The organism is Allobosea sp. GW821-FHT09G06, assembly GCF_059416005.1.
This window is the reverse complement of the sequence record NZ_JBWKOI010000001.1, coordinates 1537468-1560084: the sequence shown is the minus strand read 5'-3', so window position 1 is coordinate 1560084 and position 22617 is coordinate 1537468. Positions and strand designations below refer to the sequence as shown.

22 protein-coding genes are annotated in these 22617 nt (G+C 67.9%); 11 read left to right on the top strand and 11 right to left on the bottom strand.

Going from position 1 to position 22617, the window contains the following annotated elements; translation table 11 throughout:
• The first annotated feature begins 1 nt into the window (after position 1).
• From AC07NY_RS07670 to AC07NY_RS07660, 3 genes are all read left to right on the top strand, one after another.
• The gene (locus AC07NY_RS07670; protein ID WP_494582982.1) at positions 2-1021 is read left to right on the top strand and encodes a chemotaxis response regulator protein-glutamate methylesterase; all 1020 of its coding nucleotides are present in this window, start codon (positions 2-4) and stop codon (positions 1019-1021) included.
• A gap of 13 nt (positions 1022-1034) precedes the next feature.
• Complete coding sequence (locus tag AC07NY_RS07665) at positions 1035-2057, top strand: diguanylate cyclase (protein ID WP_494582980.1); 1023 nt, start codon at positions 1035-1037, stop codon at positions 2055-2057.
• 164 nt (positions 2058-2221) lie between these two features.
• Positions 2222-3466, top strand: coding sequence for a Zn-dependent hydrolase (locus tag AC07NY_RS07660; protein ID WP_494582978.1), 1245 nt, complete (start codon positions 2222-2224; stop codon positions 3464-3466).
• On the opposite strand, the gene AC07NY_RS07655 is transcribed toward AC07NY_RS07660, so the two are convergent.
• Complete coding sequence (locus tag AC07NY_RS07655) at positions 3444-4424, bottom strand: LysR family transcriptional regulator (protein WP_494582976.1); 981 nt, start codon at positions 4422-4424, stop codon at positions 3444-3446. The genes AC07NY_RS07660 and AC07NY_RS07655 overlap by 23 nt on opposite strands.
• 151 nt (positions 4425-4575) lie before the next feature.
• On the opposite strand from AC07NY_RS07655, the gene AC07NY_RS07650 reads away from it, so the two are divergent.
• The 4 genes from AC07NY_RS07650 to AC07NY_RS07635 all read left to right on the top strand — a co-directional run bounded on the left by AC07NY_RS07650 (position 4576) and on the right by AC07NY_RS07635 (position 8724).
• Positions 4576-5241, top strand: a complete 666-nt coding sequence (locus AC07NY_RS07650; protein ID WP_494582974.1) for an RraA family protein — start codon at positions 4576-4578, stop codon at positions 5239-5241.
• Between the two features lie 75 nt (positions 5242-5316).
• On the top strand, positions 5317-6840 hold the full coding sequence (locus AC07NY_RS07645; RefSeq protein ID WP_494582972.1) for an ABC transporter substrate-binding protein: 1524 nt from the start codon (positions 5317-5319) through the stop codon (positions 6838-6840).
• 94 nt (positions 6841-6934) lie between these two features.
• On the top strand, positions 6935-7852 hold the full coding sequence (locus AC07NY_RS07640; RefSeq protein ID WP_494582970.1) for an ABC transporter permease: 918 nt from the start codon (positions 6935-6937) through the stop codon (positions 7850-7852).
• Positions 7852-8724 (top strand): ABC transporter permease, encoded by an 873-nt coding sequence (locus AC07NY_RS07635; RefSeq protein ID WP_113584666.1) that lies wholly within the window; start codon positions 7852-7854, stop codon positions 8722-8724. The genes AC07NY_RS07640 and AC07NY_RS07635 overlap by 1 nt, the downstream gene beginning before the upstream one ends.
• Positions 8725-8886: 162 nt before the next feature.
• Here AC07NY_RS07635 and AC07NY_RS07630 read toward each other — a convergent pair whose 3' ends face one another.
• Positions 8887-10038, bottom strand: coding sequence for an acyl-CoA dehydrogenase family protein (locus AC07NY_RS07630; RefSeq protein ID WP_494582968.1), 1152 nt, complete (start codon positions 10036-10038; stop codon positions 8887-8889).
• A 112-nt stretch (positions 10039-10150) separates the two neighbouring features.
• Between AC07NY_RS07630 and AC07NY_RS07625 the strand changes: the two genes are divergently transcribed.
• Positions 10151-11344 carry a CaiB/BaiF CoA transferase family protein gene (locus AC07NY_RS07625; protein ID WP_494582967.1) on the top strand — a complete coding sequence of 398 codons (1194 nt, stop codon included), beginning with the start codon at positions 10151-10153 and terminating at the stop codon, positions 11342-11344.
• An 8-nt stretch (positions 11345-11352) separates the two neighbouring features.
• Complete coding sequence (locus tag AC07NY_RS07620; protein WP_494582965.1) at positions 11353-11976, top strand: TetR/AcrR family transcriptional regulator; 624 nt, start codon at positions 11353-11355, stop codon at positions 11974-11976.
• A 2-nt stretch (positions 11977-11978) separates the two neighbouring features.
• Here the strand turns inward: AC07NY_RS07620 and pdxR are convergent, their stop codons facing one another.
• Positions 11979-13406 carry a MocR-like pyridoxine biosynthesis transcription factor PdxR gene (pdxR, locus tag AC07NY_RS07615; protein WP_494582963.1) on the bottom strand — a complete coding sequence of 476 codons (1428 nt, stop codon included), beginning with the start codon at positions 13404-13406 and terminating at the stop codon, positions 11979-11981.
• A 75-nt stretch (positions 13407-13481) separates the two neighbouring features.
• Between pdxR and AC07NY_RS07610 the strand changes: the two genes are divergently transcribed.
• On the top strand, positions 13482-14105 hold the full coding sequence (locus tag AC07NY_RS07610; RefSeq protein WP_494582961.1) for an FMN-binding negative transcriptional regulator: 624 nt from the start codon (positions 13482-13484) through the stop codon (positions 14103-14105).
• A gap of 19 nt (positions 14106-14124) precedes the next feature.
• On the opposite strand, the gene AC07NY_RS07605 is transcribed toward AC07NY_RS07610, so the two are convergent.
• The 7 genes from AC07NY_RS07605 to AC07NY_RS07575 all read right to left on the bottom strand — a co-directional run bounded on the left by AC07NY_RS07605 (position 14125) and on the right by AC07NY_RS07575 (position 20391).
• A complete protein-coding gene (locus tag AC07NY_RS07605; protein WP_494582960.1) occupies positions 14125-14484 on the bottom strand; it encodes a hypothetical protein in 360 nt (119 codons plus the stop codon).
• Positions 14485-14613: 129 nt separating this feature from the next.
• The gene (locus tag AC07NY_RS07600; protein WP_494582958.1) at positions 14614-15546 is read right to left on the bottom strand and encodes an ABC transporter substrate-binding protein; all 933 of its coding nucleotides are present in this window, start codon (positions 15544-15546) and stop codon (positions 14614-14616) included.
• Positions 15543-16523 carry an ABC transporter substrate-binding protein gene (locus AC07NY_RS07595; RefSeq protein ID WP_494582956.1) on the bottom strand — a complete coding sequence of 327 codons (981 nt, stop codon included), beginning with the start codon at positions 16521-16523 and terminating at the stop codon, positions 15543-15545. The genes AC07NY_RS07600 and AC07NY_RS07595 overlap by 4 nt, the downstream gene beginning before the upstream one ends.
• Before the next feature lie 88 nt (positions 16524-16611).
• Positions 16612-18108, bottom strand: a complete 1497-nt coding sequence (locus tag AC07NY_RS07590) for a tripartite tricarboxylate transporter permease (RefSeq protein WP_494582954.1) — start codon at positions 18106-18108, stop codon at positions 16612-16614.
• Positions 18109-18115: 7 nt separating this feature from the next.
• Positions 18116-18580 (bottom strand): tripartite tricarboxylate transporter TctB family protein, encoded by a 465-nt coding sequence (locus tag AC07NY_RS07585; RefSeq protein ID WP_494582952.1) that lies wholly within the window; start codon positions 18578-18580, stop codon positions 18116-18118.
• Complete coding sequence (locus tag AC07NY_RS07580; RefSeq protein WP_494582950.1) at positions 18577-19560, bottom strand: Bug family tripartite tricarboxylate transporter substrate binding protein; 984 nt, start codon at positions 19558-19560, stop codon at positions 18577-18579. Before AC07NY_RS07580 ends, AC07NY_RS07585 begins: the two co-directional genes overlap by 4 nt.
• Positions 19561-19602: 42 nt before the next feature.
• A complete protein-coding gene (locus AC07NY_RS07575) occupies positions 19603-20391 on the bottom strand; it encodes an aspartate racemase/maleate isomerase family protein (RefSeq protein ID WP_494582948.1) in 789 nt (262 codons plus the stop codon).
• 121 nt (positions 20392-20512) lie between these two features.
• Between AC07NY_RS07575 and AC07NY_RS07570 the strand changes: the two genes are divergently transcribed.
• Positions 20513-21460: a LysR family transcriptional regulator gene (locus tag AC07NY_RS07570; protein WP_492287980.1), complete on the top strand. Its 948-nt coding sequence runs from the start codon at positions 20513-20515 to the stop codon at positions 21458-21460.
• Here the strand turns inward: AC07NY_RS07570 and AC07NY_RS07565 are convergent, their stop codons facing one another.
• Positions 21461-22609, bottom strand: a complete 1149-nt coding sequence (locus AC07NY_RS07565) for an acyl-CoA dehydrogenase family protein (RefSeq protein ID WP_494582947.1) — start codon at positions 22607-22609, stop codon at positions 21461-21463.
• Positions 22610-22617 lie beyond the last annotated feature (8 nt).

Sequence of the window (22617 nt, the reverse complement as noted above, 5' to 3'; positions counted from 1 at the left end):
CATGAAAATCGGGCTGGTCAACGACCTGCCGATGGCGGTCGAATTGTTGCGACGCGTCATCGTTTCCACGGCGGAGCACGAGGTCGCCTGGATCGCCATGAACGGCCGCGAAGCGGTCGAGGCCTGCCGGCGCGACCGGCCGGACCTGATCCTGATGGATCTCAACATGCCGGAGATGGATGGCGTCGAGGCCACGCGCCGGATCATGGCCGAGACGCCCTGCCCGATCCTGCTGGTCACCGCCAGCGTCGATGCCAATGTCTCCGGCGTCTACGAGGCGATGGGCCATGGCGCGCTCGACGCGGTCGATATCCCCAGCGTCGGCCTGACCGGGCACTCCTCGGCGCAGACCGCGGCGCTCCTCGCGCGCATCACGACGATCGGCCGGCTCTCGCGCAGCCTGCCCCCGACGCCCCGCAGCCAACGCCGGGCGCCGTCTCCCATTTCTCCTTCGCAACGCCTCGTCGCCATCGGCGCCTCCGCGGGCGGCCCGGCGGCCGTCGCGGCCCTGCTGGGCGGACTGCCTCCCGAATTCCCCGCAGCGATCATCCTCGTGCAGCATCTCGACGAGCAATTCGTGCCGGGCTTCGCCAGTTGGCTCAGCCAGCATTGCCGCCTGCCCGTCCGGCCGGCCCGCGAGGGCGACCGGCCGGAGCGTGGCGCGGTGCTGATCGCGGCGAGCCCCGACCATCTCGTCTTCAGGGCAAGCGGAGAGCTCGGCTACCGGGTCGAGCCGCGCGACTATCCCTACCGCCCATCGGTGGACGTCTTCTTCGAGAGCGTCGCGGAACGCTGGCAGGGAGACCCGGTCGGCGTCCTGCTCACCGGCATGGGCCGCGACGGCGCCCGTGGACTGAAGCTCCTGCGCGACAGGCAGTGTTTGACGATCGCGCAAGACAAGGCCACAAGCGCGGTTTACGGGATGCCCAAGGCTGCCGCTGCGATCGGCGCGGCCGCGGAGATTCTGCCGCTGGCCGCGATCGCCCCTCGCCTGAACGAGGCGTGCGCTCCGTCGTCCTGATGAAGGTTGCCCTATGACAGGCGAAACGAAATCTTCCCTGCCTGATGTCCCGCCACCGGCCGACAGCTACCTGTCCATGGTCCTGCTGGTCGATGACCAGGTCATGGTCTGCGAGGCGGTACGGCGCGCGCTGGCGCATCACGGCGATGTCGATTTCCACTACTGCACCGACCCGCTGGAGGCGATCACGGTCGCCCAGCGCGTGAAGCCGACCGTCATCCTGCAGGACCTCGTGATGCCCGGCGTCGACGGGCTCGATCTCGTCCGCCAATACCGCAAGCACCCGGCGCTCCATGCGGTGCCCGTCATCGTTCTCTCGACCAAGGAAGACCCGGCGACCAAGAGCGAGGCCTTCCACGCCGGCGCCAACGACTATCTCGTCAAGCTGCCCGACAAGATCGAGCTGATCGCTCGCGTGCGCTACCACACCCGCGCCTATCTCGATCATCTCCAGCGTGACGAGGCCTATCGTGCCTTGCGCGAGAGCCAGCGCGAGTTGATGCGCGCCAATCTGGAACTCGAACGCCTGACCCGGATCGACGGCCTGACCGGCCTCGGCAACCGGCGCTATTTCGACGAGTACCTCGCCGCCGAATGGAAGCGCTGCCAGCGCACCCAGAGCCCGCTCTCGGTGCTGATGATCGATGTCGATCATTTCAAGCGCTACAACGACGCCTATGGCCATCTTGCCGGCGACGACGTGCTGAAGCAGATCGCACGCGTGATCCAGGACGGCTCCACCCGCTCGACCGACCTGGCCGCGCGCTTCGGCGGGGAAGAGTTCGTGGTCATCCTCACCGGCGTGCCGCAGGAAGGGGCGGTCCACGTCGCCGACCGTCTGGTGCAGGGCGTGCGCGACCTCAATATCGCGCATGGGGCGGACCGCGTAACGATCAGCGTCGGCGTGGCCACGGCCTGGCCGGATGCCGAAAGCGAACCGGCACGGCTGGTCAATGCCGCCGACCTTGCCCTGTTCCGCGCCAAGAACGAGGGCCGCAACCGCCTCGTCTCGGCGGAGCTGCCGCCGAACCGCTGACGGTTCCGGGGCCGGCCGATGGCAAGCATAGGCAATATCTATTTGCCTGCGCCGCCCCTCCCCTGAAATCCTGAGCTGGACGGTTCGCCCGCTATCGCGGCGCGGATCCGTCGCGTCATCGCCCCGCAGCAGCTCCCGCCCGGCCCGGCGGAGAGGAGACCGTCATGCCCAGCCTCGACACGGCCCGTATCGACATCGAGCGGTTCTGGACCACGATCGAGCGCTCGGCCGAGATCGGCCCGGGGCGGCCGGGCGGGCTCTCCCGTCTCGCGCTGTCCGATACCGACAAGGAGGTCCGCGACACCTTCGTCGGCTGGTGCCGCGAGGCCGGCCTCACCGTCCGCGTCGACGGCATCGGCAACATCTTCGCCCGCCGCGCCGGCACCGATGACAGCCTGCCGCCGGTGGTGATGGGCAGCCATCTCGATACCCAGATCAATGGCGGCCGCTTCGACGGCATTGCCGGCGTGCTCGGCGGCCTCGAAGTCTGCCGCACGCTCGATGCGCTCGGACACCGCACGCGCCGGCCGATCGAGATCGTCAACTGGACCAACGAGGAAGGCGCGCGCTTCTCGCCGCCGATGGTCGGCTCCGGCTGCTTCGTCGGCGCCTATACGCTCGACTTCGCGCAAGGACGCACCGACGAGGAAGGCCGCACGATCGGGCAGGAGCTGGAGCGGATCGGCTATCGCGGCGAGATGGAGGCCACGCCCCACTCCTTCGACGCCTATGTCGAATTCCATATCGAGCAGGGCTACTATCTCGACCGCGACGGCATGCAGGTCGGCGTCGTCACCGGCGGCTTCCCGAGCACCGGCATGCTCGTCGAGTTCAAGGGCGAGACCGCCCATACCGGCCCCTGGCCGATGGAGCGGCGCCGCAACGCCCTCTTGGCCGGCGCGCGCCTGCTGGTCGAGACCGACGAGATCGGCTGGGCCTATGCCGCCGGCGGTGGCAAGGCGACGGCCGCGCGCCTCGCCGCCTGGCCGAACAAGCCGGGCATCCTGTCAGACTGGGCGCAGGCCGTCTGCGACGTCCGCCATCCCGATCCGGAAACCTCCGAGGTCATGGCCGAGCGCGTGCGCCGCGCCGTCGGAGAATCCGCCGCCCGCGCCGGCTGCACCGCCGAAATCCTCGATGTCTGGAAATGGGGCGGCAGGATCTTCGCGCAGGAGCTGATCGACAGCGTCCGCCAGACCTCTCTGGCGCTGGGCTACCGCACGCAGGACATCCTCAGCCAGGCCGGCCACGACGCCTATTTCGTCGCCCGCCATGCGCCGACGACGATGATCTTCGCGCCCTGCAAGGGCGGCATCACCCATAACAACGCCGAACTCTGCACGAAGGAGGACCTCGAACCTGGCCTCAACGTGCTGCTTCACACCGTCATGGCGCGGGCGGATCGCTGAGCAGAACCGCGGCGGCCTCGGCCGCCGGCTCCTCCTCGGTCGCGCTGAGCCGCTGCTCGAACAACCGCAGGAAGGCCTCTTCCGCGGCGCTGAGCTGCATCGCCGGGTTGGAGATGAAATAGAGATCGGCCCCAAGCAGATCCTCGGGCCGCGCCAGATTCCAGAGCGAGCGGCTCTCCAGCGCCTCGGCCACCGAGGCCAGAGGCAGGATACCGATGCCGAGCCCGGCTGCGATCATCCTTGTGACCTCCTCCAGATTGGGGCTGGAGCCGACGACCCGGCTGCCGAGCCCCGCCCCTTCACGGACCGAGACCATCGGCTCCAAGGCGCCGTCCTGCCCACAGGCGAGCGCGACGAAGGGCTCGTCGCGCAACTCCGCGAGCGGCACGTCGGAGAGCCCAAAAAGCGGATGCCCACGCCCGCACAGGATGCCGAATTCCTCGCGCAGCAGCGGCCGGCAGTCGAGCCCGGCCAGGGGCTTGGCGAGCAGGCAGAAGCCGAAGGGGCTGAGCTTCTGCGAGACTGCGCGGACGATGTCCTGGCTGTTGGCGACGTCGATCCGCACGCTGACGCCGGGATGCTTGCGGTTGAGCTGCGTCAGCGTCCGGTCGAGCGGCGGCAGCACGACATGGGTGACGACGAGCAGGCGTACGAGCCCGGTCAGGTCGTCATGATCCTCCGAGAGCCGGTCGCCGATGCGCGCCACGCTGCGGTAGATGTCGACGCATTCCTTGTAGAGCAGTTCGCCGCGCTTGGTCAGGACGAAGCGGCGGCTGTCGCGCTGGATCAGCTGGCCGCCCAGCGTCTCCTCCAGCCTTTGCAGCGCCGCGCTGACCGTGGGCTGGCGCACGAGCAAACGGTCGGCCGCCCGCGTGATGCTGCGCTCCTCGACGATGACGAGGAAGCTGTGCAGCAGGTTCCAGTTGAGATGATGCAGCTTCGGCTTCGTTCCGCTCAAGCGAGCTTCTCCCCCTTCGGTCGTCCCTGCCCCTTATGCAAACCGGCTGCCGTGGCAAGCCTATGCTTAGCATAGGAACTGTCTATTGGACCCGGTTTCGCGGCTTCCCTAGGTTCGGCAGAACGCGACATCCTCCAGCGCAAGGGCGACCATGACAGCGACCGGATCATCGGCCGAAGCCTCGATCGCACAGCGCGCCGCGCTCTTCCGCGAGATCGAGACCGCGACGCTCGGCCATATCCTGACCGAGGGTTTCATGGTCCCGGCGATCCAGTGCGTCATCGAGGGGCCGCGCGTCTGCGGGCCGGCCCTCACCGTCAGCGTCCCGCCCGACGATGGCGCGGTGCTCTCCTGCGCGCTGACGCAGGCCAAGCCCGGCGACATCCTCGTCATCGATCGCCAGGGCGACGATCGCCATGCCTGCTGGGGCGCGGTGATGACCGCCGCCGCCCAGGCCGCCGGCATCGTCGGCGTCGTCATCGACGGCTTCGTCACCGATGTCGCAGCGATCCGGGCTTCGGGCCTGCCGGTCTGGTGCCGCGGCCGCTCGCCGCTGACGACAAAGCTTCTCGGCAAGGGCGGCTCTATCGGCGAAACCGTGAATTGCGGCGGCGCGACGGTGCGCGCCGGCGACCTCGTCCTCGCCGACGAGAACGGCGTCTGCATCATCGATCCCGCCGAGGCCGAAGCTCTGGCCCGCACCTGCGCCGCCATGCAGGCGGCCGAGCCCGATGTCATCGCGCGCGTCCTCAAGGGCGAACGCATCGACGAGATCAACGGCGCGCGGAAGCTCTGGGAAAAGTTGCGGACTTCGTAGGTTCCGGCCGCGGAATCGCCCATAGAGGCGCACTCCGGCCGGATGGATCATCCAGAAACACAGGGGAACACACCGATGAAAATCTTGGGAACGACCGCGCTGGCCGGCGCGCTGCTGGCCGCCTCTTTTGCCTTCGCACCGGCTCCGGCCATGGCCGGCAAGGCCGACGATACGCTCAACGCCGCCTTCGCGCTCGAGCCGGAAGCGCTCGACACCTACAAGATCGCCGGCCGTGAGGGCCTGATCCTCGCCCGGCACATCTATGACGGCCTGCTCTACAAGGATCTCGACACCGGCGAGATCAAGCCGGCGCTCGCCAAGGCCTGGCGCTTCGTCGACCCCACGACGATGGAATTCGACCTGCGCGAGGGCGTGACCTTCCATAACGGCGCGAAGTTCACCGCCGACGATGTGGTCTACACCCTGACCACCGTGCTCGACCCGGCTTACGGCACGCGCTTCCGCATCGCCGTGGACTGGATCGACAAGGTCGAGAAGGTTTCGGACTTCCAGGTCCGCATCAAGATGGCCAAGCCCTTCGCCGGCGCGGTCGAGATGCTGGCCGATGCGCTGCCGATCTACCCGGCCGCCTATTTCAAGGAAGTCGGCTCCGCCGGCATGGCGGCCAAGCCAGTCGGCACCGGCCCCTACAAGCTCACCGAGATGACGCCCGGCATCCGCTATGCCTTCGAGCGCTTCGACGGCCACTATGCCGGCAGCCCGAAGGGCAAGCCCGCGATCGGCAAGATCGTCGTGCGCACCATCCCCGAGCTCAACACCCAGTTTGCCGAGCTGATGGCCGGCAAGCTCGACTGGACCTGGCGCATCCCGCCGGATCAGGCCGCGCGCCTCGCCAGCCGCGTGCAGATCGTCAACGGCCCGATCATGCGCATCTCCTATGTCGGCATGACCGTGACCGGGAAGGGCAAGGACTACCCGACCAAGAACCTGAAGGTGCGTCAGGCGATCAACCACGCCGTCAACCGCGAGGCCATCGTCAAGGCCTTCGCCGGCGGCGCCTCGCAGGTCCTCAACGCCGCCTGCAACCCCAAGCAGTTCGGCTGCGCGCAGGACGTCATGAAATACGCCTATGACCCGGCCAAGGCCAAGGCGCTGCTGACCGAAGCCGGCTTCGCCAATGGCGTCGATATCGAGATGGTCTTTGCCGCCATGCCGCGCCCGGTCGCCGAGGCGATCGCCAGCGATCTCGGCAAGGCCGGCATCCGCGTCACGCTGAACGAACAGCAATACGCCGCCGGCGTGCAGAAGTGGCGCGCGGGCGAACTACCGACCTTCTTCACCAACTGGGGCAGCTACGGCACCGGCGACGTCGCCTTCATCATCTCCAACTTCTTCGGTGGCGGCGCCGACGACCTCGTGCAGGACAAGGACGTGATCGAGCTGGTCAACGCGGCCGACACCTCGCAGGACCGGGCGCTGCGCGAGGCGAACTACGCCAAGGCGCTGAAGAAGATCGCCGATCAGGCCTATTGGCTGCCGATGTACGACTTCAACATCAATTACGGCCTGTCGCAGCAGCTCACCTTCAAGCCCCATCCGGACGAGTTCGCCCGCTGGTGGCTGTCGAGCTGGAAGTAACGGCTTCGCTCCTATCGCCGCGTCGCTTCCAGTCCATGACTGGTAGCGGCGCCATCCCTGCCAGGCAGGCCGACCCGCTATCCCCGGAGCCGTCATGCTGCCCTTTCTCGCGCGCCGCCTGATCGTCGCCGCCCTCGTGGCGCTTGCCGTCTCGGCCGTCGCCTTCGGATTGATGTTCGTCTCCGGCGACCCCGCTGTCGTCCTCGCCGGCCAAGCCGGCCGGGCGCAGGATGTCGAACTGATCCGGCAGGCCTATGGCCTTGATCGGCCGATCCCGCTGCAGTTCCTGAGCTGGATCGGCAAGGCCTTCGCCGGTAATTTCGGCACCAGCCTCTATTTCAACCTGCCGGTGGCGCCGATCATCGCCGAGCGGCTCTCGGTCACGCTCGTGCTCGGCTCGGCCGCCTTCCTGCTCGCACTCGTTGTTGCTGTCCCGCTCGGCATCCTCGCCTCGCTCAAGCCCGGCGGCACGCTCGACCGCATCGCGCTGATGCTCGCCGTGCTCGGCCAGGCGATCCCGAGCTTCTGGCTCGGCCTGATCCTGATCGTGGTCTTTGGCGTCTGGTACGGGCTCGTGCCGATCTCCGGCACCGAGAGCTGGCAGGGCTACATCCTGCCGGTCGTCGTGCTCAGCTACTACGCCATGCCCGCCCTGATGCGCCTGACGCGGGCCGGCATGATCGACGTGCTCACCGCCGATTATATCCGCACCGCCCGCGCCAAGGGCGCCTCGCAGCCACGCGTCTTGCTGGTCCACGCCCTGCGCAACGCCGTGCTGCCGCTGGTCTCGCTCGCGGCCGTGCAGTTCGGCCTGATGCTCTCCGGCTCGATCGTCATCGAGAGCGTCTTCGCCATCAACGGGCTCGGCCGCCTCGCCTGGGAATCGCTGCTGCGCAGCGACCTGCCCGTGGTGCAGGCGATCATCCTGATCCTCTCGCTGATCTACGTCACGCTGACCACCGTGGCCGACCTGATCAATGCCTGGCTCGATCCCCGCCTGAGGAGCGCCTGATGTCGATCGCCGACAGCCCTGCCATCCGCCGGCGCAAGCTCTTCAAGGGCCTGAGCGCCAGCAGCGCCATCCGCATCGGCGGCGGCCTGCTCGCCGTCATCGTCTTCGTCGCGATCTTCGCGCCCTGGCTCTCAAGCCATGATCCGATCGCGCAGGATCTCGGCAAGCGCATGATCCCGCCCTTCTGGTATCCGGGCTCGGACCCGGCACACTGGCTCGGCACCGACCATCTCGGCCGCGACTACCTTGCCCGCCTGCTCTATGGCGCCCGCGTCTCGCTCCTGATCGGGCTTGGCGTCACGCTCTGCGCCGGGTTCATCGGCACGATGCTCGGCCTCGCCGCCGGCTATTTCGGCGGCCGCGTCGATATGGCGATCAGCTTCATCGTGACGACGCGGCTCTCGCTCCCGATCGTGCTGGTGGCGCTCGCCGCCGTGGCCTTGGGCGGTGCCTCGCTGAAGACACTCGCGATCGTGCTCAGCCTCCTGCTTTGGGACCGTTTCGCGGTGGTCGTGCGCGCCGCGGCGCAGAGCCTGCGCAGCCGCGAATTCGTGCAGGCGACCCAGTCCTTCGGCGCCTCGCATCTCTACATCATGCTGCACGGCATCCTGCCGAACCTGCGCAACACGTTGATCGTGGTCGCGACGCTGGAGATCGCCAACGTCATCCTGCTCGAAGCCGCGCTCTCCTTCCTCGGTCTCGGCGCCCAGCCGCCGACGCCGTCCTGGGGTCTGATGATCGCGGAAGGACGCGAGCATATCCTGTTCGACCCCTGGCTGATCGCCTTGCCGGGCGCCGGGCTCTGCCTGCTGATCCTGGCGGTGAACCTGCTCGGCGACGGCGTCCGCGACGCGCTCGACGAGCGGCGCTGAGCGAACCGTCGTTATCCTCGGAACCACGCCGTCATCCCGGACAAGCCGCGAAGCGGCGCGGATCCGGGATCCATCGTAGAGTTCCGGCGCCCTCCGATGGATCCCGGGGCAAGCCCGGGATGACGAAGCGGTTCCGAGGGAAATTGGCGGAGATAGGCGCGCTCAGCCCAGCGCCTTCACCATGTTGCGGGCGATGACGATCTGCTGGATCTGCGAGGTGCCCTCGTAGATCCGGAACAGGCGCGCATCCCGGTAGAAGCGCTCGATGCCGTGATCGGCGATATAGCCGGCCCCACCATGGATCTGCACGGCCCGATCGACGACGCGACCGACCATCTCGCTAGCGAAGAGCTTGCAGCAGGCGGCATCCGTCGCGACATCCTCGGCCCGATCCTTGGCGCGCGCGGTCTCCAAGACCATGCAGCGCGCCGCATAGGCCTCCGTCCGGCTGTCGGCGAGCATCGCCTGCACGAGCTGGAACTCGGAGATCGGCTGGCCGAACTGCTTGCGTTCCACGGCATAACGCAGGCTGTCATCGATCACGCGCTCGGCCATCGCGACGCAGACCGCCGAGATATGGAGGCGCCCGCGATCGAGCACCTTCATCGCCGTGCGAAAACCCTGCCCCTCGCGCCCGCCGAGCAGCGCATCGGCGGGAACGCGGCAATCCTCGAAGATCACATCCGAAGTATGCGAGCCGCTCTGGCCCATCTTCTTGTCGACCGGCCCGAGCGAGAGCCCCGGCGTGCCCGCTTCGACCAGAAAGGCCGAAACGCCCTTGGCGCCGGGCTGCGACGGATCGGTGCGTGCGAACACCGTGAACAGCCCGGCATGCGGGGCATTGGTGATGAAGCGCTTGGTGCCGTTGAGGACATAGCCGCCCTCGACCTTTCGCGCCGAGGTCTTCAACGAAGCGGCATCGGAGCCCGCCTCCGGCTCCGTCAGCGCGAAGGAGCTGATGAGTTCGCCCGAGGCCAGGCGCGGCAGGTAGCGCTGCTTCTGCTCCTCCGTGCCGTCCATGATCAGCCCCTGCGAGCCGATGCCGTTATTGGTCCCGATCAGCGAGCGGAAGGCCGGCGATGTCCGGCCGAGCTCGAAGGCGACCCGGACCTCCTCCTCCATCGTCAGGCCGAGACCGCCGAACTCTTCCGGGATCGAGAGACCGAACAGGCCCATGTCCGCGATCTCCCGGCGAATCTCGGCGGGAATGCGATCCTCCTGCGCGACCTGATGCTCCAGGGGCCGCAGGCGCTCGCGCACGAAGCGCGCCACGCTCTCCAGCAGCCCCTGCATCGTCTCGCTATCCAAGGCCATCGTCCTCTCCCTCGCTTGCCCTCGCCCGGTGCCTCGGGCTTCCTTGACAAGGCGGGGCAGTTAAATACCTTCCAGCCGGTAAGTAAATATCGGGAATGCGAGGCGGCAGGCGATGGGCGCGGCACTAGACGGCATCAAGGTCCTCGATCTCACCCGCGTCCTTGCCGGCCCCTGGGCGACCATGACGCTGGGCGATCTCGGCGCCGAGATCTGGAAGATCGAGCAACCCGGCGCGGGCGACGACACGCGCGGCTGGATGCCGCCCTCGGTCGAGGGCATCTCGACCTATTATCTCGGCGCGAACCGCAACAAGAAGAGCCTCGCCGTCGATATGGGCACGACTGAGGGCCGCGAGATCATCGTCGAACTCGCCCGCAAGGCCGATATCCTCGTCGAGAATTTCCGGCCGGCCTCGCTGCGCAAGTTCAGGCTGACCTATGAGGACCTCAAGGCGATCAACCCGCGCCTGATCGTCTGCTCGATCTCCGGCTATGGCCGCGGCCATGCGCAGGAGGAGCGGCCCGGCTACGACTTCATCATCCAGGCCGAATCCGGCTTCATGGCGATCACCGGCGAGCGCGATGGCGAGCCGATGCGGCTGGGCGTCGCCTTCATCGACCTCGTCACCGGCATGAATGCCGTCCAGGCCGTGCTCGCCGCGCTCTACATGCGCGAGCGCAGCGGCGAGGGGCAATGGCTCGATATCGGCCTCAACGACAGCGCCCTGTTCTTCCTCGCCAATATCGCCTCAGGCCATCTCAATACCGGCAAGGATCCCGGCCGTTACGGCAATGCCCATCCCAGCATCGTACCCTACCAGATCTTCGCCTGCATCGGCGGCCGGATCGCCATCGCCGTCGGCAATGACGAGCAGTTCCGCCGCTTCTGCCGGGCGCTCGGCCTGGCCCAGCTTTCGGACGATCCGCGCTATTCGACCAACCGCAAGCGCACCGAGCATCGCGAAACCCTGCTGCCCCTGCTCGAACAGCATTTCGCGGGCCTGAACCTGACCGAAGTACTGGCTGACCTGCGCGCCGCCGGCGTGCCCGCAGGCGATGTCCGCAGCGTCGGGCAGGCCCTGAGCAGCGACATCGCCGAATTGCGCCAGAGCGTCGTCTCGGTGCCCTCACCGACGATCGGTACCTTCCGCTCGGTCCGCAGCCCCTTGCGCATGTCGGCAAGCCCCCCGCGCGAACCGACGCCGCCGCCCGCAGTTGGCGAGCATACCGATGCGGTCCTGGCCGAGCATCTCGGCCTTGAGCCCGGGCAGATCGAGCGCCTGCGCGCTGCCGGCGCGATCGGCTGAGGCCAGCCATGGCAGGACCGAACACCACAGCGAAACCGAAGCGCCAGGGTCGCCCGCCGACGATCGAGAACGCACGCGACCGCATCCTCGACGATGCCGCGCGGCTCTTCGCCCGCGACGGCTATGACGGGACATCGCTCGGCGAGCTCGCCGCTTCGGTCGGCGTCACCAAGGCGGCGATCTACCACTACTTCCCGAACAAGAAGGAGATCTACGAGGCGATCATCGTGCGCACGCTGGAGGGGCTGCGCCGTCACGTCTCGCAGGCGACGGCCGAGGCCTCCGGCCCGGAAGAGGCGCTCGCCCGCTTCATGACCGCCCATGCCGATTTCTTCGAGGATCACTATGACGGCTTCCTCACCATGCTCGTCGGCTATGGCGGCATGGAGAACGTCGTGATGATCGCGGAGGCGCAGAAGCTGCGCGACAAGCACGAGCAGGCCCTGAGGCAAATCATCGCCGACGGCGTCTCCAAGGGCGCCTTCCGCCCGCTCGATATCGACATCACCAACCGCGCCGTCCTCTCGATGCTCAACTGGATGGTGCGCTGGTTCAAGCCGGGCAAAGGCCGCCGCGCCGCCGCCTTCGCGCAGGATTATTGCGACCTGCTGCTCGGCGGCTTGCGCGGCTGATTTCAGGTCACCGCAGAAAACACCTTGGCCAGTCCGGCAACGCCGCGCCGGATCACATCGACCTCATGCGCCGCATAGCCGATGACGAAGCCGGCCTCGGCCGGCCGCTCGGTCCCCGAGGCATAGAGCGGCCCGATCGGATAGAGGCCGATCCCTGCCGCGCGAGCCGCTTCGACGATCGCCGCCTCGCGCTCCGCCGGAGCGCCGTTCAGCCAGGCGACGACATGCAGGCCCGTATCCGCGCCGGTCACGGTCAGGCGCGTCCCGCATTCATCGGCGAGAGCCTGCAGCAGCGCCGCCCGGCGCTCCGCATTCCGCCTGCGGACGCTGCGGACATGGCGCTCGTACCCACCGCTCGACAGGAACTCCGCCAGCGCCTCCTGCTCCAGCAAGGGCGTATGCCGATCGGTCAGGCGCTTGGCCTCCGCGAAGACAGGGCTGAGATCAGGCGGCACGACGAGATAGCCAAGCCGCAGCGTCGGCGAGAGCGTCTTCGAGACCGTGCCGAGATAGATCACCTTGTCGGGCGCCGAGACCTGAAGCGGCGGGATCGGCGCGACGCCATGCCGATACTCGCCATCGTAGTCGTCTTCGACGACCATGGCCCCGGCCTCGGCAGCCCAGTCGAGCAAGCCCCGCCGCCGCGCCGCCGAAAGCACGCTGCCGAGCGGATACTGGTGAGACGGCGTGACATAGGCCAGTCGCGCCGCCGGCAAGCCCTCCGTCCTGATGCCCTCGCGATCGACGGAGACAGGGATCGTCACGCCGCCCGAAGCAGCGAAGGCATGCCGCGCCAGCACATAGCCGGGGTCTTCCATGACGAAGCCATCGCCGGGGTTGAGCAGCAGCCGGGCGCAGAGATCGAGCCCCTGCTGCGAGCCGTTGACGACGATGATCTGCTCCGGCGCGCAACTGATCCCACGGGCGCGCCACAAATAGCTCTGCAAGGCCTCGCGAAGCGGAGCCGAACCCTGCGGATCGCTGTAGCGCAAACGCTCGGCCCGGCGCAGGCTCGCCCGGTTGAGCGCGCGGCGCCAGGCCAGCATCGGAAAATCCGCCCCGTTCAGATCGCCATAGCGGAGATCGGCGACGCGGTAGGTCTGGAACCGGGCCGGCGCGGGCAAGGCAAGCAGGCGCTCGGCAAAATCGGACAGGGCTCGCACGCTCGCCGGAGCATCGGCCTTGGGTATTGGAGCAGCCGCAAGCCCGCGCGCCACGACGGCTCGCGCGCCGGGGCGGTTGAACAGATAGCCCTCCGCGATCAACTGCGCATAGGCCGCCGTGACCGTCGTCCGCGACACGCCCCATTCGATGGCGAGCGCCCGGCTCGACGGCAGGCGATCGCCCGGCCGGTATTCTCCGTCATGGATTCGCTGCTTGATCGCGGCGATGATCCGGCGGGTGACGCCCTGCTCTTCCAACTGGACCACTCAAAACTCTTGGAACTGGATATTCCTGAAGGTCCAGATTGCAGGCATGACGGCGGCGGCACAAGGAGTTCCCGCATGTACACCCCACCGGCCTTTCGCGACGAGGACAGGACGAGCCTGCTGGCGACGATCCGCGCGGCGCGTCTCGCCACCTTCATCACCGCGACCGCGGAAGGCCCGCTGGCGACGCCGCTGCCGCTCTTCATCGATGAGAACGAGGGCGAGCATGGCGTGCTCTACGGCCATCTCGCCAGAGCGAACCCGCAATGGCGCGTGCCTGCCGTCGGCAACGGCCTCGCCATCTTCGCGGGACCGGACGCCTATGTGACGCCGAGCTGGTATGCGGTGAAGCAGGAGACCGGCAAGGTCGTGCCGACCTGGAATTACGTGACCGTCCACGCCTCCGGTCCGGTCGAATTCTTCGACGATGCGACCCGCCTGCTCGATGTCGTCACCCGCCTGACCAACCTGCACGAGGGCGACCGCGCCGCGCCCTGGGCGGTCTCGGATGCGCCGCCCGAATTCGTCCAGGCGCAGTTGCGCGGCATCGTCGGCCTGCGCATGCCGATCGCGACGCTCGAAGGCAAACGCAAGCTCAGCCAGAACCGCAGCGCGGCCGACCGCACCGGCGTCGCCGCCGGCCTCGCCGAAAGCGAGCGGCCGACGGAGCGCCATGTCGCGACCCTGATCCCGGTCTGAGGGGCGGGGCGCGCCGGACTTACGACGCCCGCTTGGCGACGATGGTCAGTTCGCCGTCATTGTCGAGCGAGGCCAGCACCACGTCGCGGGAGGTGAAGCCCTTCGTGGCCAACGCCGATTTCAGCTTGGGCTCGCCCTCGATTGCGGATTGGACCCGCTGGAGCTGCCCCGCCGGCTGCGCCTTCGACTGCTGCGTGACCTGCTCCTGCGCGGCAGCCGGCAGCGCGTCCATGTCGACGACGCTGACCGTCTTGATCGTGGCGGCCTTCTCCTCCGAGGGCGCGGATTGGGCCGGCGGCGTCGGCGTGGCCGGCGCTTGCGCCATGGCGCCGCCCGAGACGAGCAGCGCGGTTCCGATGGCAATCATGGCCTTTCGCATGGAGAGTTCTCCTCTGTATTGGCGATGAGATGAAAGGTCATCGGACAGCCCAAATGCGGTCTCAGGCTGGAGCCGGTCTGGTCATTTCGCGGTGATGTTGTGGCGAAGCCTGCCACAACTTCCACGGCCTCAGGCCGGCCGCAGCTGCGCGAAAACCTCCTGCGCCTTGAGCGGCCGCGTCGCCGGGAAGGCCCGCGCCAGCAGGTCGAGCGCCTCCTGCAGGCGGGGCGGATCGACATCGCCGTCGCGCACGCCCTGCCGCTCGGCATGGTTCATCTCGATGGCGAGCGTGCCCTTGAGGCGGCGCAGGTTGATCGCGCGGTCGAGCTGGGGCCGCATCTCCATCACGGCATCGATCCCGGCTTCCGGATCGGCGCGCAGGTCGGCGAAGCCCTTCGCCACCGCCTCGACCAGCACGCGCGCTAGGCCGGGATCGGCCAGCAAGGCAGGCGATGCCAGCAGGGAATTGCCGTAGAAGGACGGCAGCCAGTCGCGGTACTCGATGAAGCCGACCTTGTCTTCGATCGAGAGCCCCTCCTCCGAGAGCGAAGCCTTGATCGTGTTGACGAAGCCGAAGACGCCGTCGCAGTCGCGCGTCTCGACCATCCGCCGCACCATCAGCCCGAGCGAGTCCTCCGAGAAGATCAGCTTGACGCGGGAGGCATCGATCCCGGCCGCCACGACGAGCGCCGGGAACATCTGCAATGCCGCATCATAGGTATGGCCGAGCACCGTGCGCCCTTCCAGGTCGCGCGGCGTCGCAATGCCCTCGCCCGTCCGGACGGCGATGGTCAGCGGCGTCTGGTTGAAGGCAGCATAGATCGCCTTCGGCCCGGTCTCCGGCGGCAGCCCGCCGAGTGCAAGCGCGAGCGCGTTGAGGTCGCCATAAGCGGCGTCATAGCCGCCGCCGAGCAGTTCGGGGATGACGGCGGACGCGCCCTTGCCGGCATGCCAGTCGATCGAGATGCCGGCATCGGCCAGGTAGCCGCGCCGTTCGGCGAGAGCGAAGCCGGCATGAGGGCCGGCGAAGGGGCCGTTCAGGAGGATGCGCAGGCGTTTCAAGCGACGGCTCCTTGGGTCTGGCGGGTGCGGGCAAGCTCTGCAGCCGGCGGCAGGAAGCGGGCTGTGAACAGGCGTTCGGTCGCGGGGACGCGCGGCAGGTTCTGCGCGCTGGCATGGCGGCGGACGCTCTCGGTGAAGCGCACCGCGTCGATCATGCCGAGGCCGAGCCGCTCGCCATCGGGATGGGCGAGCTCGACGGCGAGCGTGGTTCTCCATCGGATGCGCTCGACCTCCCGGTCGGCCTCGGGCGCGAAGCTCAGCACGGCGTCGAGCGCGGCCTCCTCGTCGGCGAGGGCCTCGACGACGCCGCGATTGATGGCGGCGACCAGGCGCGTCAGCGCCTCCGGCTCCTCGGCGATGACGCGCGGCGAGGCCATGAAGCCGCTGCCATAGAAGAACGGGGCGTAATGGTCATAGCGCAGCCAGCGCAGTTGCGTCGCCGCGTCCTTGCCCTGTGCCGCCAATGCAGCGGTGATGGTGCTGACATAGCCGAACAGGCCATGCGGCCCGCGTTCCGTGTCGAGCCGCGCCACCAGTTCCGCCATCGCACCGTCGGCGGTCTCGACCTTGACGGCATCCGGATCGAGCCCGGTCGCCTCGGCGAAGGCCCGGAAGGTGCGCAGGCCCACATCGGAGGCATGCCCGATCATATGCTTGCCCTTGAGGTCGGCCGGCGTCGTGATCGGGCTGCCAGCGGGCACCGCAACCGCCGCCGCCGAGGCGTTGAACAGCGCATGGACGCAGGTCGGCGCACGCTCCGGCTCGGCCGCCGCGACCTCGATCAGCGAATTCAGGTCGCCATAGGCGAGGTCGAAATCGCGCGCGACCAGTCCGGGCGCAGCGTTATAGGCGCCGGTGCCCGGCGTGAACTCCAGTTCGATCCCGGCGTCAGTGACATAGCCGCGCCGGATCGCCAGCAGCAGCCAGGCCTGCGGCCCGCTGAAATTGGCATTGAGAAGCATCTTGAAGCGTTTCATCGCGAATGGCCCTTGCACGGGGAAAAAGTGGTCGCAGGGCGCGCTTCCATCGATGCGCACGCGCCCCGCGACCCAGTGGGAGGCCCCGTCACTCTTCCTTGAGTGTGTCGCGCGCCTGCCGCAGGCTCGGCAGCAGCACGACCATCAGCAGCACGGCCGCCGTCAAAAGCAGCCCCAGGCTCAGCGGCCGCTCCCAGAACACGGAGAGGCTGCCGCGGGACAGGAGCATCGCGCGCCGGAGGTTTTCCTCCATCAGCGGTCCGAGGATGACGCCGAGCAGGAGCGGCGCCGGCTCGAATTCCAGCTTGATCAGGACATAGCCGAGGATGCCGAAGGCGATCGTCAGATAGACGTCGAAGACGGAGCTGTTGATCGAGTAGACGCCGATGCAGCAGAACAGGATGATCGAGGTGTAGAGCAGCCGGTAGGGAACCTGCAGCAGCTTCACCCAGAGCCCGACCAGCGGCAGGTTGAGGATCACCAGCATCAGGTTGCCGATCCACATGCTGGCGATCATGCCCCAGAACAATTCGGCATGCTTGACCATGACCTGCGGGCCGGGCGTGATGCCCTGGATCGCCATCGCGCCCGCCATCACCGCCATCACCGCGTTGGACGGCACTCCCAGCGTCAGCAACGGGATGAAGGAGGTCTGCGCGCCGGCGTTGTTCGCGGCCTCGGGTGCGGCGACACCCTCGATCGCGCCCTCGCCGAAGCGCTCCGGCGTCTTCGAGATCTTCTTCTCGATCGCATAGGCGGAGAACGAGGCGAGCAGCGCGCCGCTGCCCGGCAGGATCCCCAGCGCCGAGCCGATCAGCGATCCCCGCAGGATCGCTGGCGTCGCCGCCCTCATCTCCTCCCGGTTCGGCATCAGTTCGCGGAACGGGATCGCCTGCGGCCGGACGATCTCCTTCTCGAGATTGTAGATGATCTCCGAAAGCCCGAAGAGGCCGACCGCGAGGCAGACGAAGTTGATGCCCTCCGCCAGCGCCGGCACGTCGAAGCTCATCCTGGGCAGCGGGCTGTTCGGATCGGTGCCGACGAGGCCGAGCAGGATGCCGACCAGGATCATCATCACCGCCTTGAGCAGCGACCCGCTGGCGAGCACGATCGCGGCGACGAGGCCGAGCACCATCAGCGCGAAATAGTCCGAAGGCCCGAACTGGAGCGCCACCTTCGACAGGGCTGGACCGAACATCGCGACCAGCAAGGTCGAGACCGTGCCGGCGAAGAAGGAGGCGATCGCGGCGATGGCGAGCGCCGCGCCGGCCCTGCCCTTGAGCGCCATCTTGTAGCCGTCGAGCGCCGTCACCAGCGACGAGGCCTCGCCCGGCACGCGGGCCAGGATCGCGGTGGTCGAGCCGCCGTATTGCGCGCCGTAATAGATGCCCGCCAGCATGATCAGCGCCGAGACCGGCGCGACATGGAAGGTGGCGGGCAAGAGCATCGCCATGGTCGCGACCGGGCCGATGCCGGGCAGGACGCCGATCAGCGTGCCGACGAAGACGCCGAGCAGGCAGAAACCGAGATTGGTCGCGGACGCGGCGACGGAGAAGCCGAGAGCGAGATTGCCGAGCAGATCCATGGCGCGCTCACCTCGGCAGGATGGGGATCGCCAAGCCCAACAGCTTGACGAAGATCAGGGCGGAAGCCGCCGCGAGGCAGACGGCCAGCACGACGTTCTCCCGGAAGCGGGTGATCGGGCTCGCGAAGCCGCAGACGATGATCAGGATTACGATGGCCGCGAGAATCCCGAGCCTGTCGATCGTCAGTCCGAACAGCGCGATGCCGGCGGAGATGACGGCCAGCGGCCTGAACTGGAAGTCCGGCAACGGCTTGCCGGATTTCAGCATGGCAGTGGCGATCATCGCGACGCCTCCGGCAATGATCAGCCAGGAGACGGTGGCCGGCAGGTAGCCGGGGCCCATCTGGCGCAGCACGCCGCGTTCAAGGTCCCAGGAGGCGGCGAGGCCGAGCAGTCCGAGCGCCGTGACCAGCAGCCCGGAGGCGAGCTCGGCCCGCCCCGGCCGGACGGGGGAGAGGCTGGGCTCGCTCATTGTCCGGCCGCCCCGGCGGCGATGATCATCGGCCGCCACACGTCGATCTGGTCGGCGACGAAGGTGGAGAATTCGGCCGAGGTCATCGGGTCGTAGTAGTTGCCGATCTTCGAGAATTGGTCGGTGGTGGCCTGGCGCGTGCAGATATCGGCGAGCGCGGCGCTCATCTTCTCCGCGATGGCCGGCGGCAGGTTGGCGGGCGCGCTGATGCCGTGCCAGTTCTTGACCGAGACGTCGTAGCCCAGCTCCTTGAAGGTCGGAATGTTCGGCACCGCCGGCAGGCGCTTGTCGGAGGTGACGCCCAGGCCGAAGAGCTCGCCCGCCGCGATCTGCGGCACGCTGGTGACGATGCCCTCGAACTGCAGGCCGATGATGCCGGCCGTGAGGTCGATCCTGAGCGGCCCGGCGCCGCGATAGGGCACATGGAGGATGTCGATCCCCGCCGCGCGGCAGAAGGTGTTGCCGGTGATATGGCCGATCGAGCCGACGCCGCTGGAACCGAAGCTGAGCTGGCCGGGGTTGGCCTTGGCCTTGGCGATCAGTTCGGCCGCCGTCTTCACGCCGACATTGGCGTGGGCCACCAGCCCGCCATAGGTCGCGCCGAGATAGCAGACATGGGTGAAGTCCTTGACGACGTTGTAGGGGATCTTCTTGAACATCGTCGGCGCGATGGTGAAGGGCGCGTTGTTGGAGAGCAGGAAGGTGTAGCCGTCCGGCTGCTCGCGCCGCAGGATGTCGCCCGCGACCGTTCCGCCGGCGCCGGGGCGGTTATCGACGATGAACTGCTGCCCGAAATGCTCGGACAAGGCTGGCGTGATCGCCCGGGCGACGAAGTCGCTGGAGCCGCCGGGCGGGAAGGAGATCAGAATGCGCACCGGCTTCGTGGGCCAGGCGGGCTGCGCCTGGACCACGGCCGGGCAAGCGAGCGCGGAAGCCGCCGCGAGCTTGCCGAAATGCCTGCGTGTAAGGGTTGTGACCATGACCGTTCGTCCTCTGAGCAGGCCACTGACGGGCCCTTGTTGTTATCGGGGAGAGGCTGGGCTTAGTGCCGCATCCGGGGGCTTGTTCCGGGGCGGGTCGTCGAGAAGGGCGAGCGCGACATCGAAGCCGATCGTGGTGGAATCGAAGACCCGGACGCCGAGGCCGGCGCAGCGGCGCGACAGCGCGTGCCCGCCGAGATTGGTGCTCCAGATCAACAGGCCTTCCGGCTCGGCCCGCGCACAGAGATCGGAGGCCACGGCGATCAGGTCGTCATCCGTCACCGCCGCCGCCTCGAAATTGTCCTCGATGCCGAGCGCCGATGACGCGATCACGGTGATGCCCTCGTCGCCGAAGGTGCTGGTCAGCCGCTCGCAATCGTCGAGGCCGCCCTGCGCGATCAGGGCGATGCGGCGAATGCCGTCGGCTTTCAGGACCTGGAGGGTCGCCAGTGCCGTCGTCGTCGCCGGCACGCCGGCGATCTCCTCGATCATCCGGCACAGCACCCGGTCGGGCTCGAAGCCGAGCAGCGCCCCGCGCGTCGCATTCCACAGGATGACGTCGGGCCGCGTATCGGCGAGCAGCCGCGTCGCCCGACGGAAGCTGTCGAGTTCGTAGCCGTCGCTCGGATGCCCGGAATAGGGAACCCGCGTCATGCAGATGTCGAGATCGGGGCGGCTTTGCCGGATGACATAGGCGACACGCTCGACCGTCCGGTTGGACGACGGCAGCACGACCCCGATCGTCGGCCGCGAGGCCTTGTCCGGCCTGCCGCCATCCTCGCGGCTGCTGCGGCGCGCGTTGGGCTGCCTGATGCGTCCGGCGTCGATCATGCACGCTCCCCCTGCGCCATGAGGGCCTAAGGCCTGTTGACGTAAGGTAGGATCGGCGCTTCGAATGTTGCCGTCCAGCTCAGAATTTGTAACTCTCCATTCTCAAAATTAGGATGGTCAAATGCGCGCCTCCCTCGTCCCCGCCGCTCTTCGCTATGTCGAGCAGGTCGCTCGCTCGGGCTCGATCCAGAAGGCCGCGCGCGAGCTCCATGTCGCGGCCTCCGCGATCGACCGGCACATCCTGCTGCTGGAGCGGGACTTCAACATGGAGTTGTTCGAGCGGCTCCCGCGCGGCATGCGCCCCACTGCGGCCGGCGACGCCATCATCGCGCTGGCCCGCAACTGGCTGGCCGACGAGCGCCGCGCCGCCGCGGACCTGCGCCAGCTACAGGGCGTCGATCAGGGCCACACCCGGCTCGTCGTGATGGACAGCCATGTCAACGGCTTCCTGCCCCGGCTGATCCGCGGCCTCAATGCCGAGCACCCGGCAATCTCGCTCGATGTCGAGGTCGCGAGCCCCGATGCGGCCTTGACCGCGCTGGCCGGCGATGCCGCCGACATCGCCGCCGTCTTCAACCTCGTCCCGCGCCGCGAAATCCATGTGCTCTGGAGCGCAGCGCTGCCGGTCGGCTGCGTCGTCGCGCCGTCCCACCCGCTGGCGAGCGCCGAGTCCGTCAGTTTCCAGGAAGCCTCGACCCACCGCATCGCCCTGCAGAGCCGCGCCCTGACGATCCGGCGCTATCTCGACATGCATCATGGCTGGCTGTTTTCCGACCCGCGCCGGGCCGTGGTCACCAACTCGCTCCAGCTGGTGAAACAGCTCGCGCTCGAAGGCGAATATCTCGCCTTCACCTCGGAGCTCGACACCGCGCCGGAGTTGATGAACGGCTCGCTGGTCTTCCTGCCGATCCGCGACACCGCCGTCGAGCCGCAATCGGTGAGCGTCGCCATCGATGCCCGCCGCCCGCTCTCGCGCGTCAGCCGCATCGTCTCGGAATGGCTGATCGCGGAGATCGCCGGCTGCCTCGCGGCGGTTCGCGCCAGGGCCAGTCAGGCCACGGCCCCGTAATCAGGCGCCGTTCCTGATCAATTCCCGCGCGATGATCGTGCGCTGGATCTGGTTGGTGCCCTCATAGATCTGCGTGATCTTGGCGTCGCGATAGAGCCGCTCGACCTCGAAGCCGCGGATATAGCCGGAACCGCCGAAGACCTGCACGGCATTGGCCGTCTGCGCCACCGCCATGTCGCTGGCGAAGCACTTGGCCATCGAGGAGGCGGAAGTCGCGGGTTTCTCGTGATCGATCAGCAGCGCGGCACGTTCCACCAGCGCGCGAGCGGCAGCGATGTCCTTGGCCATGTCCGCCAGCAGCCATTGCAGGCCCTGGTTGTCGAGGATCGGCTTGCCGAACTGGCGCCGGTCACGGGCATAAGCCAACGCCGCTTCCAGCCCCGCCTGGGCGATGCCGACGGCCAGCGAGGCGATGCCGACGCGGCCCTTCTCCAGCACGCTCATCATGATGTGGAAGCCGCGCCCCTTCGGGCCGAGCAAGGCTTCTCGCGGAACCACGACACCATCGAAATTGAGCGCGCCGACCTGGCTCGCGCGCTGGCCCATCTTGTGCTCCTTCGGCCCACGCGAGACGCCGGGCGCATGCAGATCGACCAGGAAGATGCTCATGCCGCGATGGCCGGCGGCCGGATCGGTCGAGGCCAGCACGAAGCCGAGATCGGCGACGGGCGCGTTGTGGATCCAGAGCTTGCCGCCGTCGATGACATAGCCCTCGGCGGTCTCGCGCGCAGTGGTGCGGACATTGGAGAGATCGGAGCCCGCCTCGGCCTCGGTCAGGCAATAGGCGACGCGCGTCTTGCCGGCGAGGATGTCGGGCAGGCGCTGCAATTGCTCGGGCGTGCCGTAGCGGGTCAGCAGCGTGCCGATCAATTCGACGAGGCCGCATTGGTCGGCGACGGATGAATAGCCTCGCGACAATTCCTCCATGACGATCGAGTAGGCATAGGTATCGAGCCCGGCGCCGCCATGTTCCTCCGGCACGGTGATGCCGAACAGGCCGAGCGCGCCCATCTGCGCGTAGATTTCAGCCGGAAAGGTCTCGTCGCGGTCGAGATCGGCGGCAACGGGCCTGACGACCTCCTCGGCGAAGCGCCGGGCGGTCTCGCGGGTCTGGTCGTAGATTTCGGCGTCGAGCAGGGGGGCGTGCATGACCTGCC